Source organism: Pseudomonas sp. St290 (assembly GCF_018325805.1).
Taxonomy (GTDB): Bacteria; Pseudomonadota; Gammaproteobacteria; order Pseudomonadales; family Pseudomonadaceae; genus Aquipseudomonas; species Aquipseudomonas bijieensis.
On the sequence record NZ_AP014703.1, the window covers coordinates 3,278,753 to 3,292,391 of the forward strand.

General features: G+C 59.9%; 10 protein-coding genes. 8 read left to right on the forward strand and 2 right to left on the reverse strand.

Annotated features, from left to right (window positions below):
* Positions 1-3 precede the first annotated feature (3 nt).
* From fabF to PBDP_RS14480, 8 genes are all read left to right on the forward strand, one after another.
* Positions 4-1,296: a beta-ketoacyl-ACP synthase II gene (fabF, locus tag PBDP_RS14445; RefSeq protein ID WP_212802435.1), complete on the forward strand. Its 1,293-nt coding sequence runs from the start codon at positions 4-6 to the stop codon at positions 1,294-1,296.
* Positions 1,297-1,580: 284 nt separating this feature from the next.
* Positions 1,581-3,296 carry a type I secretion system permease/ATPase gene (locus PBDP_RS14450; RefSeq protein ID WP_163858810.1) on the forward strand — a complete coding sequence of 572 codons (1,716 nt, stop codon included), beginning with the start codon at positions 1,581-1,583 and terminating at the stop codon, positions 3,294-3,296.
* Between the two features lie 19 nt (positions 3,297-3,315).
* Positions 3,316-4,626 carry an HlyD family type I secretion periplasmic adaptor subunit gene (locus tag PBDP_RS14455; RefSeq protein ID WP_249014923.1) on the forward strand — a complete coding sequence of 437 codons (1,311 nt, stop codon included), beginning with the start codon at positions 3,316-3,318 and terminating at the stop codon, positions 4,624-4,626.
* Between the two features lies 1 nt (position 4,627).
* A complete protein-coding gene (locus tag PBDP_RS14460; protein ID WP_212802437.1) occupies positions 4,628-5,968 on the forward strand; it encodes a TolC family protein in 1,341 nt (446 codons plus the stop codon).
* A 90-nt stretch (positions 5,969-6,058) separates the two neighbouring features.
* Positions 6,059-9,817 carry a M10 family metallopeptidase gene (locus PBDP_RS14465; protein ID WP_212802438.1) on the forward strand — a complete coding sequence of 1,253 codons (3,759 nt, stop codon included), beginning with the start codon at positions 6,059-6,061 and terminating at the stop codon, positions 9,815-9,817.
* Between the two features lie 318 nt (positions 9,818-10,135).
* Positions 10,136-10,969: an oxidoreductase gene (locus PBDP_RS14470; RefSeq protein ID WP_109755412.1), complete on the forward strand. Its 834-nt coding sequence runs from the start codon at positions 10,136-10,138 to the stop codon at positions 10,967-10,969.
* 84 nt (positions 10,970-11,053) lie between these two features.
* Positions 11,054-12,040 carry an acrylyl-CoA reductase (NADPH) gene (gene acuI, locus PBDP_RS14475; RefSeq protein WP_212802439.1) on the forward strand — a complete coding sequence of 329 codons (987 nt, stop codon included), beginning with the start codon at positions 11,054-11,056 and terminating at the stop codon, positions 12,038-12,040.
* A complete protein-coding gene (locus PBDP_RS14480; RefSeq protein ID WP_109755414.1) occupies positions 12,037-12,444 on the forward strand; it encodes a hypothetical protein in 408 nt (135 codons plus the stop codon). Before acuI ends, PBDP_RS14480 begins: the two co-directional genes overlap by 4 nt.
* A gap of 37 nt (positions 12,445-12,481) precedes the next feature.
* On the opposite strand, the gene PBDP_RS14485 is transcribed toward PBDP_RS14480, so the two are convergent.
* Together PBDP_RS14485 and PBDP_RS14490 are read right to left on the reverse strand one after the other, a co-directional pair.
* Complete coding sequence (locus PBDP_RS14485; RefSeq protein WP_163858803.1) at positions 12,482-13,306, reverse strand: DUF4198 domain-containing protein; 825 nt, start codon at positions 13,304-13,306, stop codon at positions 12,482-12,484.
* Positions 13,307-13,314: 8 nt separating this feature from the next.
* On the reverse strand, positions 13,315-13,605 hold the full coding sequence (locus tag PBDP_RS14490; RefSeq protein WP_232200777.1) for a hypothetical protein: 291 nt from the start codon (positions 13,603-13,605) through the stop codon (positions 13,315-13,317).
* Positions 13,606-13,639 lie beyond the last annotated feature (34 nt).

Below are 13,639 nucleotides of genomic sequence, written 5' to 3' on the forward strand. Positions count from 1 at the left end.
CCAATGAAGACTTCCCAAGGTCAAAAACGCATCGTTGTCACCGGCGTGGGCATTGTCGGCCCACTGGGTTGTGGCGTAGAAGAAGTCTGGCAGCGGTTGCTGGCGGGGCGCTCCGGCATTCGTATCCTGCCTGGCGATATCACCGAGGGGACAGGGGTGGCCGTGGGCGGCCAGGTGCCGTCGTTGGAAGAGGACGTCATCGCCGGTTACGACCCGGAGCGCATTATCCCGGCCAAGGATCGCAAGAAGATGGATCGCTTCATCGAGTTCGCGCTGGTGGCTGCCGAAGAGGCGTTGCAACAGGCAGGCTGGCAACCGGCCAATGCCGCCGACCAGGAGCGGACGGCAACCATCATCGCCTCGGGCGTGGGCGGCTTTGGCGCGATTGCCGGTGCCGTACGCACCACCGATGCCCGCGGCCCGCGCAAATTGTCCCCGTTCACCGCACCTGCCTTCCTCGCCAACATGGCGGCGGGGCACGTTTCCATCCGGCATGGTTTCAAAGGCCCTCTGGGGGCACCGGTAACAGCCTGTGCGGCGGGGGTGCAGGCCATTGGCGACGCGGCGAGGCTGATCAGGAGCGATGAAGCGGATATCGCCATATGCGGCGGGACGGAAGCGGCGATAGACCGCGTGACCCTGGGTTGTTTTGCCGCCGCTCGCGCGCTGTCCACGGGTTTTGCCGAGCGTCCGCAAGAGGCCTCGCGGCCCTTCGATCGTGATCGCGACGGTTTTGTCATGGCCGAGGGGGCCGGGTTGCTGGTGATTGAATCACTGGAACACGCCCTCGCACGTGGCGCCAAGCCCCTGGCGGAACTGGTGGGTTATGGCACCAGTGCCGACGCCTATCACCTGACGGCAGGCCCGGAAGATGGCAACGGTGCCCGGCGCGCGATGGAGCAGGCGCTGCGCCAGGCCGCTGTCAGCCCCTTGGATGTGCAACATATCAACGCCCATGCGACGTCCACCCAGGTTGGCGACAATGGTGAGCTGGCCGCGATCCGCTCAGTGTTCGGGCGCGATTGCGATGTGGCGATCACCTCCACCAAGTCGGCCACCGGACATCTGCTGGGGGCGGCTGGCGGTATTGAAGCCATTTTTACGGTGCTGGCGCTTCGTGACCAGATCGTCCCGCCCACCCTGAACCTGATTCATCCCGACGAGGCCGCTACCGGGCTTGATCTGGTAGGTTTACAGGCCAGGAAGATGCCGATCACCCACGCGCTCTCCAATGGCTTCGGATTCGGCGGGGTCAATGCCAGCCTGCTGTTGCGCCGTTGGGTGCCTGAGGCTTGAGTATTGATCTTTCGTTCCGCGATGTAGTTTTTACGAGGGGGATTTCAGGGTACCTCGCCTAGGTCGGCATACCTGCATTCATCCTGTGGGAGCGAGCCTGCTCCCACATTCGCCAGTGGCGCCATTTTTTTCTTAAGAACTGCCCAAACGTGCCGATACATCGCGGTAGATCCGATTGTGCGGGCACTCCCGGGGTGTCCTGCCAAAGATATTCGAGGCGTTCGCGCGCCTGTGCCCTTGTGATTTTTCAGGTTTGAGCAGAATCGGACCTCAGGTAATGAACCATGCCAGCCCACGCCAGAACCGAACTGGAAGGCGCCCTTGCCGTCTGCAAAGGTAGTTTTCTTTCCGTTGGTTTTTTCAGTTTTTTCGTCAACTTGCTGATGCTGGTTCCTTCGTTCTACATGCTGCAGGTGTATGACCGCGCGGTAGGAAGCGCCAGCCTGTCGACGCTGTTGATGCTGACGCTGATCATGTTGTTGTTGATGATCACGATGGGTGGCTTGGAGTGGGTCCGTTCGCGGATTATGGTGCGGATCAGCACTCGCCTGGACACGTTGCTGAGCCAACGGCTGTTCGACGCCAGCTTCAAGCAGGCGCTCAATACCAGTGGCATGAATGCCACGGCCCAGCCGTTGAGCGACCTGAACGGGTTGCGCCAGTTCCTGACTGGCAACGGCCTGTTTGCGTTTTTCGATGCGCCGTGGATCCCTATCTACCTGGCCGTCATGTTCATGTTTCATCCCTGGTACGGCTGGATGGGGCTTGTGAGTGCCGCGTTGCTGGGGGGGCTGGCCTTCGCCAATGAAAAGCTCACCCACGGGCCGCTGCAGGCTGCCAACCGTGAGCAGATGACGGCTACCGCCTTCACCAACAAGAGCTTGCGCAATGCCGAAGTGGTGGAGTCCATGGGCATGCTTGCCAGCCTGCGCCAGCACTGGAGCGGGCGAACCCACAGGATTCTCGCGCTGCAAAGCCTGGCCAGTGACCGCGCCGCGACCATGACATCGGTGTCCAGGACCTTCCGACAGATCGTTCAGTCGTTGGTACTGGGCCTGGGCGCCTATTTGACGATCAATCACGAGATTTCTTCCGGGCTGATGATTGCTGGCTCGATCTTGCTGGGGCGTGCGTTGGCGCCCATCGATCAGTTGATCGGCGTATGGAAAGGTTTTCTGGGTGCCCGCGCGCAATATGCCCGGTTGCACGAGTTGCTATTCAAGATTGCCGCCGAGCCCGAGCGCATGTCGTTGCCGGCGCCTGAAGGGGCGATTCGCGTCGAGGGACTCTCGGCAGGATCGCCGGATGCTCGCAAACCGATTATTCGTGGTGTGGACTTTCAGGTGGCTGCGGGCGAAGCAGTGGGCATCATTGGTCCCAGCGGTGCCGGGAAGTCGACCCTTGCCAGGGCGTTGCTGGGTGTCTGGCCAAGCCTGGCCGGCACCGTGCGCCTGGATGGTGCGGATATCAGCCAGTGGCGTCGGGAGGAACTGGGCCAGTACATCGGTTATCTGCCGCAGGACATCGAGCTGTTCGAGGGCACCATCAGCCAGAACATCTCCCGCTTCGGCCCGCTGAACGCATCTGCCGTGGTCGCCGCCGCGCGAATGGCCGGTGTGCATGAACTGGTGCTGCAACTGCCTGATGGCTACGACACCCTGATCGGCGCCAATGGCGGTGGGTTGTCCGGCGGCCAGCGGCAACGTATCGGCCTGGCGCGCGCCTTGTATGGTGAGCCGCGCCTGGTAGTGCTCGATGAACCGAACTCCAACCTGGATGATGCCGGCGAAAAAATGCTTGCCGAGGCGCTGCAAAAGCTCAGGCAGAGCAGGGCCACGGTGTTTGTCATCACCCATCGAGCCGGGGTGTTGGCGCAGGTGGATAAATTGTTGGTCCTCAATCATGGCGAACTGAGTCTGTTCGGGCCGCGTGACAAGGTCCTGGCGCGACTGCGGGAAACGACGCCCGCGGCCCGCCAGGCTGCTGGGATTCAATCGTAGGAAGCGGATGAGCCATCTCATGCAAAACAGTCAGCACTCATCCAACACGTTGCCCGTCGATGACAGGCCGGTTCGACGCATCGGCTACCTCATGTTGCTGGTCACCTTTGGCCTTTTCGGTGGCTGGGCTGCGTTGGCCCCGCTCGACAGCTCGGCACTCGCACCGGGCGTGGTCACGGTCAAAAGCTACCGCAAGACGGTGCAGCACCTTGAAGGCGGCATCGTGCGCGAACTGCGCGTGCATGACGGTGACCTGGTAAAAGCCGGCGATGTGTTGCTGGTGCTCGACAACACCCAGGCGCGTTCGGAAGTGGAAACGACACGCAGCCAGTTGATCGCCGCGCTCCAATTGCAGGCGCGGTTGGAGGCTGAGCGCGACGGGCAGCCCGAACCTGTGGCGGTGCCTGCCTTGGATCCCACTGACCCGCGAGTACAAGAGGCTCGCGACAGTGAAGCGCGGATTTTCCAAACCCGACGAACCTCGTTGCTGGGCGAAATCGGCCTGCAAGAGAAGACCATCGGACAAATCGAGGAGCAGATCCGCGGACTCAAGGCGATCATCGCCAGCAAGCAGATGCTGGCGGCCTCCTACCAAGAAGAAATAGTCGATTTGCGGGCGTTGCTTGCCGAAGGCTACGTGGACAAACAACGGCTACGCGAGCAAGAGCGCAGCCTCTCCAGGCTGCAAACCGAAGTAGCCGAAAGCCAGTCCGGGATCGCGCAGGCGCGGGTGAATATCGATGAAGCGAGGTTGAAGATCCTGCAGTTGAAAAAGGCCTTCGCCAGTGAAGTCGCCGGCCTGTTGGGCGATGCGCGGACCAAGGTGTATGAACTGCGCGAGCGGTTGGCGACCCTGCAGGACCGTGATCAGCGTACCGATATTCTCGCGCCCGAGTCAGGCATGGTCATGGGCATGACAGTCCACACCCTAGGCGCCGTGGTCAGCCCCGGCACAGCGCTGCTGGACATCGTCCCGGCCAACGAGGAACTGATCGTCGAGGCGCAGGTGTCGCCGATGGACATCGACCGCATCGCATTGGGCAAGCTGGCGGACATTCGCTTCAGCGCGTTCAAGAGCAGCACCACGCCCGTCATCGAGGGGCGACTGGTGCAGATTTCCGCCGACCGCTTGATCAACAAGGACACCGGCACCGCTTATTACCTGGCGCGCGTGGCCCTGACGGACAAGGGGCGTCAGACGCTGGGCAACCTGACCCTGGTTCCGGGGATGCCGGTCGAGGTGCTGGTCAATACGGGGGCGCGGACGCTGTTGCAATACTTGATGCAGCCTGCCAGCAATGTGTTCGCCCGTTCGCTGATCGAGGACTGAGATGAAGTTCCTGATCACCCTGTGCCTGGCCCTCATGCCACTGGGAGCGCTCGCTGACGATACTTATGTTGACCTGTGGCAGTTGCATCAGGAAGCGCAGGGGGCTGATCCGCGCGTGCTGCGGGCGCAAGCCCTGGTCCGAAGCGGCGAGGGCAAGGAGCGTGCGGCCTTTGGTCAATTATTGCCGCAGCTCAACGCCAGCGGCAGCGTCAACCGCAGCCGGCGCGATGACGACTTGAACCGTATCCAGTACAACGGCAAGCGCATGGCCGTGGTGCTCAATCAGGTGATCTACGATCCGCAGGTCTGGCGCAGTTACCAGAAGTACATTGAGTTGACCCGGCAAAGTGGCTACGAGTCGGCCGATACCCAGGTGCAGGCCAGCATTGATCTGTCCGAGCGCTACTTCGCCGTTCTTGCGGCAGAGGACGAGTTGTCGCTGGTGCGCAGCGAGCTGGAGGCGACCGAGCGCAACCTCAAGCGGGTCAAGGCCTTGTACGCGCGGCAGATGGCGATGGTGACCGACGCACTGGATCTTGAAGCGCGAGTGGATGCGCTCAAGGCCGACGAGATCGAAGCCAGCAATAAAGTCCTGGTCAGTCGTGAGGCCATTTCCGAACTGGTGGGGCGTGATGTCAGCGAGCAGTTCAAGCGCATCGGCGACAATCCTGCCTTCAGCCTGCCGGCGCAAGCGCAAGACTACTGGGTGCAGACTGCGCTCGACAGCAACCCGGCACTGCATGCCCGGGAGCACAGCGTCCGAGCCGCCGAGGCGGCAATAGACGAAAACAAGGCGGGTCATCTTCCTCGGTTGGGCCTGAACTTGACGGCGCAACGCAGTGATATCGGCTATGAAGGCGCAGTGACGCCTCGCTCGGACAACCTCGTTGCTTCTCTCGACTTGCAGATGCCGCTCTACAGTGGGGGCTCCACCCGGGCACGGGTATCGAGTTCCGAAAGTGACAGGGAGGCCGCCCAGCAAGAGCTGGAAGCCTTGCGTCGCCAGGTCGTCAAGGAAACCCGTACCGCTTATCTCGGCATGACGGCCGAACTCAGCCGGATCAAGGCAACACGGCGCGCGCTGGAGTCGGCTGAAAAGTCACGGGCAGCCACGGAAAAAGCGTTCGGTTATGGGGTCAAGAATGCTGTCGATGTGTTGGACAGCATCAAGGAAGAGTTTCGTGCACGGCGTGATTTCTATCAGTCCCAATACAAGTTCGTGACCAGTTTGCTGGTGCTGCATCGCTGGAGCGGAAGGCTGGGAGATGGGGATATTCGCCGGGCCAATGAGTGGTTGGTTGCGCCATCGTTGTCGAATATTGAATTAAAAAGCAGTGGCTAAGTGATATCAAAACTCCTGTTTCTCGTGCAAAATACCCTTATGTAGCGGCCGCATCCAGGAAGGTCCGCAGCTAGCCCTCAGGAAATATAGATGCCCAGTCCATTAGGTTACTCATCCATTTCGTACGCAAAGCTGACTGGTAACGCACAGGTCAACAGCTTGCTTTACGGCACTTATTGGGCTGGAAATACGAGCACCGGAGCGTTCACCACGTCTCTGACGTACAGCTTCATGACCATGAGTTCGTATTTCGCCAGCGCCTACAGCAGCGAAAATGAATATGAGTACGGCTACGTCCTCTCGTCGGCGCAGAAGAACGGCATTGTCAGTGCGCTAAGTACATGGAGTTCGGTTGCCAACATCAAATTCCAACAAGTGAGCGAGACGGCCAGCAATGTCGGTGACTTGCGATTCGGCGGTTACCTGTACATGGACGATGACACCGCTGCCTGGGGCTATTTTCCTGGTAATACCCCCAGCGCCGGTGATGTCTGGCTGGGGCCAGTCACGAATAACCCGGCTCCCGCCAAGGGCACCTATGACTACCTGGTGTTCATGCATGAGATAGGTCACGCCCTGGGCCTCAAGCATCCGTTCTCGCCAAGCTCGTCGAACTCTACCGTGCTTTCCGCTCAGTTCGACGACGTTCGATACACAATCATGAGCTACAACACCGCGTATTCCTATGAGCCGACTACGCCCATGTTGCTGGATATTGCCGCCATACAGAGTCTCTATGGGGCAAACACCCAGTGGCAGACGGGTAATACCACTTACAGCTGGGCCGTCGGCCAATCGGTTTTCGAGACGATCTGGGACGCAGGCGGCAATGACACGATCGACGCAAGCAATCAGCTGGCAGCGGTGCGCATCAACCTGAATGAAGGCCAGTTCAGCAAGATCGGCCAAGCGTTCCTGAAACTCGACACCCAGACGGCCTTCAATGAAGGATTGGCGATCGCCTACGGGGCCAAAATTGAAAACGCGGTCGGCTCGGCCAATGACGACACATTGATCGGCAATGCATTGGCCAACCTCCTGAACGGTCGTGCCGGGAAGGATACGATGATCGGTGGAGCGGGCAACGATACTTACGTTGTCGATAATATCGGTGACAAGGTGCAGGAAAGCAGCACCTTGGCGAGCGAAATCGACACTGTCATCTCGTCCGTCAATTACACCCTGGGTGCCAACATCGAGACCCTGACGCTGAGCGCAAGTACCAATATCAACGGCACGGGCAACACGTTGAACAACCGCATCAACGGCAACTCCGGTGCCAATACCCTGGACGGCGGCAGCGGTATCGATACCTTGATTGGCGGTGCAGGCAATGACACTTACGTGGTCGACAATCTCAAGGATGTCGTCACCGAAACAAGTACCCTGGCCAGCGAAATCGATACCGTGCGCTCTTCGGTGAGCTGGGCCCTGGGCGTCAACCTGGAAAACCTCATCCTGACCGGCTCCGCTCATCTCAATGGCACCGGCAATGCCCTGAACAACGTGCTGACCGGCAACGCTGGCAACAACGTACTCAACGGTGGGGCCGGACGGGACACACTGATCGGTGGCGCGGGGAACGACACCTATGTGCTCGACCGGGCTGATGAATTGGTTCTGGTACAAGAAACTGTCAATCAGGGCAGTGATGGCCTGATTGTCACCTATGCCGCCAGTTCGTCGAGCAGCGTTGTCAACCTGGGCCTGAGCAATCTGCGCAACGTCGAGAACGTTGTCCTGAGCGGCACCGGGGCGTTCACGGTGGTTGGCAACGATCTGAACAACAGCCTGGTGGGCAACGCCTCCGTGAACAACCTTCAGGGCGGGGCAGGCAACGATGTTCTTGATGGTGGTGCGGGTGCCGATACCTTGATTGGCGGCATTGGCAACGACACCTACGTGGTCGATAACCTCAAGGATATTCTCAGCGAAACCAGTACCCTGGTCGGCGAAATCGATACCGTGCGCTCCTCCCTGAATTGGAGCCTGGGTGCCAATCTGGAGAACCTCACACTGATTGGCAGCGCCAACCTCAACGGCAGCGGCAACGCCCTGAACAACGTACTGATCGGTAACGCCGGCAACAACGTGCTGAGTGGTGGGGCAGGCAACGACACGTTGGACGGCAGCAGCGGTATCGATACGCTTGTTGGCGGTACCGGCAACGATACCTACGTCGTCGACAACCTCAAGGATATCGTCAGCGAAACCAGCACCCTGGCTGGTGAAATCGATACTGTGCGCTCCTCGGTGGCCTGGACTTTGGGCGCGAATCTGGAAAACCTCATCCTGACCGGTTCCGCCCTGCTCAACGGTACCGGCAACGCCTTGGGTAACGTGCTGATCGGCAACGCCGGCAACAATGTGCTAAGTGGCGGGGCAGGCAACGACACGTTGGACGGCAGCAGCGGTATCGATACCTTGATTGGCGGTACCGGCAACGACACTTATATGGTCGATAACCTCAAGGATATCGTCAGCGAAACCACCGTCCTGGCCAGCGAAATCGACACCGTGCGCTCTTCGGTGAGCTGGGCCCTGGGCGTCAACCTGGAAAACCTCATCCTGACCGGCTCCGCTCATCTCAATGGCACCGGCAATGCCCTGAACAACGTGCTGACCGGCAACGCTGGCAACAACGTACTCAACGGTGGGGCCGGACGGGACACACTGATCGGTGGCGCGGGGAACGACACCTATGTGCTCGACCGGGCTGATGAATTGGTTCTGGTACAAGAAACTGTCAATCAGGGCAGTGATGGCCTGATTGTCACCTATGCCGCCAGTTCGTCGAGCAGCGTTGTCAACCTGGGCCTGAGCAATCTGCGCAACGTCGAGAACGTTGTCCTGAGCGGCACCGGGGCGTTCACGGTGGTTGGCAACGATCTGAATAACAGCCTGGTGGGCAACGCCTCCGTGAACAACCTTCAGGGCGGGGCAGGCAACGATGTTCTTGATGGTGGTGCGGGTGCCGATACCTTGATTGGCGGTATTGGCAACGACACCTACGTAGTCGACAACCTCAAGGATATTGTCAGCGAAACCAGTACCCTGGTCAGCGAAATCGATACCGTGCGCTCCTCCCTCAATTGGAGCCTGGGTGCCAATCTGGAGAACCTCACACTGATCGGCAGCGCCCATCTCAATGGCAGCGGCAACGCCCTGAACAACGTACTGATCGGTAACGCCGGCAACAACGTGCTGAGTGGTGGGGCAGGCAACGACACGTTGGACGGCAGCAGCGGTATCGATACGCTTGTTGGCGGTACCGGCAACGACACCTACGTGGTCGACAACCTCAGTGATGTCATCAGCGAAACCAGTACCCTGGGCGGTGAAATCGATACCGTGCGCTCCTCGGTAGGTTGGATCCTGGGTGCCAATCTGGAGAATCTCACACTGACCGGCACTGCTTTCATAGGTATCGGCAACGGTCTGAACAACGTGCTGATCGGCAATGCCGGGCGTAACGTGCTGGATGGTGGGGCGGGCAATGACATTCTGAGTGGCGGCCAGGGCACCGATAGCCTCACCGGCGGAGATGGAAGCGACCGCTTTGTTTTCAACACGCTGAGCGACCTGGGCATAGGTTCTGCCCGTGATACCATTTCTGACTTCAGCAGCCTGCAGGGCGACAAGCTGGACCTGTCGAAAATCGACGCCAATCTTCTGACCACGTTCGGCGATACGTTCAGTTTCATCGATTCGAATGACTTCACTGCTGCCGGACAGCTGCGTTTCGTCGATCAGGTGCTGTATGGCAACGTCAACGGCGACCTGGGAGCGGATTTTGAAATCCAGCTGGTGGGTGTCAATACCCTCACTGCCAACGATCTGATCGCTTGATAGAGCGGTTCGGCCCTGTTGGAAACAGTCCAGGGCCGGACCGCTTTGCGTTCAAGCGCGAGCAAGCTTACTCGCCACAAGGTCGTCGACCGCCTGATTAATCATTGATTTCATGTGTACTGATTTATCCAAGTGCCGGGAGCAAGGCTGCTACCGGCATTTTTTTTGATGTCAATCAGCATCAAAAATATTGACCGCTACGATTATGCTCATCATCATAAGGCTGCCAGTCTATGACACGCACTGACGTCGGAGCCATGCCAGCCCACAGTTGCGATCTCTGACCGGATAACCTCGATAACCGGAAGGAAACTCATGATGATCAACAAACCCGTCGCGTTAGTGACCGGCGCTTCATCCGGCATCGGAGAGGCCATCGCCCATAAGCTCGTCGCGGCAGGCTACAGCGTCTATGGCACGAGTCGACGCGGCGGGCGGGCGGGGCAAAAGGGGGGGCCACTGTTGGTGCTTGATGTCACCGACGATGCCAGCGTCGAAGCTGTCATCCAGGAGTTGCTGACGTTGGAGGGGCGGATCGATCTGCTGGTCAACAATGCCGGTTTCGGCATCGCGCCCGCCGCTGCGGAGGAGAGTTCTGTCGAGCAGGCCAAGGCCCTTTTCGACACCAACTTCCTCGGCATCGTACGCATGACTCGCGCGGTTGTGCCACACATGCGACGCCAAGGTGCGGGTCGCATCATCAATATCGGTTCCATCCTCGGCGTCGTGCCTGTTCCCTACGCGGCCCTCTATTCAGCCAGCAAACATGCGGTGGAAGGTTATTCGCAAGCGCTGGATCACGAATTACGCACACACGGCATCAGGGTCACGGTCGTCGAGCCCGGCTATACCAAGACTCAATTCGAGAGCAACAACCTCCAGGCCGACGCTAAACTCGACGTGTATGAAGACATTCGAATGAACGTGACGAAAGTGGTGCAACAGGCCATGGCCACCGCCGACAGCCCCGACGTGGTGGCTGAAGTGGTACTCCAGGCCGCGCGCGCCGAGCGCCCGAAGTTGCGTTATACCGCTGGCAAAGCGGCCGGCCAGCTGCAGTTCATGCGCAGTTTTGCCCCGGCGCGCTTGCTGGACACGGGCATCCGCAGGGCGTTGCAACTCGAAACCAAACGGCCTTCTCAGGCACACTGACCCGGCCTGGCCATACCCTTTGCTGTGTCTGTTGCATCTACAGGGCAGCGATGACGATCCGTTTGAACGAACAGGACAAAAGCAATGACATTCAAGGCGCTGCTCACGACCAAAACCGGCGAAACGATCTCGACCCATCTGGTCGACTTCAAGGACGAGGACCTGATGCCCGGTGACGTCACCGTCGCGATCGAGTTTTCGACCGTTAACTACAAGGACGCCATGGCCCTCAGCGGACGTTCTCCCGTCATTCGCCAGTTTCCGCTGATTCCGGGCATCGACTTCGCCGGTATCGTCGAGACGTCCAGCCATCCGGGGTTCAAGGTCGGCGACCGTGTGCTGGTCAACGGTTGGGGGCTGAGCCAGACCCACCACGGTGGCTTTGCGCAGAAGGCGCGGGTCAGCGGTGACTGGCTGGTAAAAATCCCGGAAGTATTCTCGACCCAGGCAGCCATGGCTATCGGCACCGCAGGCTACACGGCGATGCTCAGCGTCCTGGCATTGGAGCATGGCGGGCTGACCCCTGATCGTGGCGATATCCTGGTCACCGGCGCCAGCGGCGGCGCCGGCTCGGTGGCCATCGCACTGTTGTCGGGCCTGGGCTATCGAGTGATCGCCTCGACCGGACGGCAAGAGGAGGGCGACTACCTGCGCGACCTTGGTGCGACGCAGGTCATCGACCGCAATACTTTGTCGCAGCCGGGCGCACCGATCGCCAAGGAACGCTGGGCTGGTGTCATTGATTCGGTGGGTAGCCATACCCTGGCCAACGCCTTGGCACACACCCAATATCGCGGCGTTGTCGCTGCCTTCGGCCTGGCCCAGGGCGCGGACCTGCCTGGCTCGGTGTTGCCTTTCATCCTGCGCAACGTGACCCTGGCCGGTATCGATTCGGTCAATGCCCCGCAGGAGGTACGTCTGCAAGCATGGTCGCGGCTCGCTCAGGACCTTGATTTGAGCAGGCTGGCCCGCACCACCCAGATGGTTGGCTTGGCAGAGGTTCCGACCGTTGCGGGTCGGGTGCTGGAAGGAAAGGTGCGCGGGCGTACTGTCGTGGACGTGAACGCATGAACAATGCTTCCCGCGCTTTCCGCTACCTGGCGAGTTTTTCGGCGCTGTTGTTTTTTACGTTGGCGATCATCTGGTTGTTAGCGCCGGCCACGTTGCTGGGCAATTGGGGCGTGGTCTTCGATGGCGCTACCACGGGCTTGGTAGGCCGGCGTGCTGCACCGCTCTACGCGGGCATTGGGGTTGCGCTGCTGTTGGTACGCAATGCGCCGCCGTCGCCAGGGCGAACCGCCGTAGTGGCGGGATTTGTCACCACGTGCTCGCTGCTTGCACTGTTGGGGCTGGTCGAGTGGGCCGTGGGCAATGTCGAGTCGGGCATCCTGCCGGCGGTGCTGGTCGAAGTTGCCCTGGCGCTGGCCTTCCTGGTCATCGCAGGTGCCGAAGGCCGGACCAGGGCTCACCGGTGAACATTTGAGGGTGAGCCTCGGGATTTGCCGCGCATTGTCACTTCATGTCCCTGGCCTGCACCCACAGCACGGCATCTTGCGACAGCGGTTTGCCCTTGTGGGTTTTCGTCGCACCGATGTCGAGCGCCGCAATGCCCCACCAGCCGGCCCGGGGCAGGCCAATGGTCACGATGCCTTGGGCGTCCGCGTAGGTGCTCAGGGCTTTGAATGAAGCTTGAGGTGCCGTCACATAGTCTTGCTGGCCGAAGGCGTTTTTTTCGAGATCGATGGAGTGGTTGACGTATTCGATTTCGATTTCGGCGAACGGAACAGGCTTGCCATCGGCCAGCACCACGGCGCGGAACACGCCGCCGGTCCAGTTGGCATAAGGCTTGTTCAGTGGCTGGATCTCCACCGGCAACCCTTGTGGCTCTGACCAGTTTCCGGGAACTCCACCCACGTTCACGATCAACTTGGTGAACTGTTGGATGTAGACATCTTCCTCGGTTTCCAGATATGGCTCGGGTTCGAGTACGAAGATATGGTCACCCAGTGAACGCACCAACTCCCGTGGAATCGAGGCACGATAGGCCGTGGTCCGGTTGTCGCGACTCTGCCACTCGACGGGACGCAAGTATTTGCTCAGGTCGATTTTTTCCTCGCCGTGGGAGCTGCTGTGGCTGAAGGCGCGAGGTGTACCCATGGCCATGGTGGGGCCGCCGGAGAAGGGGTGAGTGAACACCAGCGCGAACTCAAGGTTTTCCGCACGCTGCAGTGCCGTTTCTTCCACGTAAAGCATCTGGAAATGGGCGTGTGCAGCGCCGGCCAAGCCAGTGAATGTCGTAGCGGCAAGGGCTTGGAGCAATTTTCGTTTGAACGTCATGGTCGCTTTCACCTTGAAATGTCGGAAGACTGAATCGTGAGCTCATGGCCGGCGCCACCGAGGAACACCACGGAGTAATTTCCGGCGGGGGGCTGGAACGTGTAGGCGTTGTCCTTGCCGACTTCGCCTTCGAGCAACACTTTGTTGCTCGGGTCCTGGACATGGATTTTTCGGCCGGCGGCCGAGCTGCCATCGGTGAAGCCCGCCTCGCACTTCACCTGGTTATCCCCCTCGATGTAGCAATCGAAGACGGGGCCATGAGCGAAGGTCACCTGGCAGAACACCAGGGCGCCTGCCATCGTTATCCGTGTTGCTGAACCTATGGGTTTCATA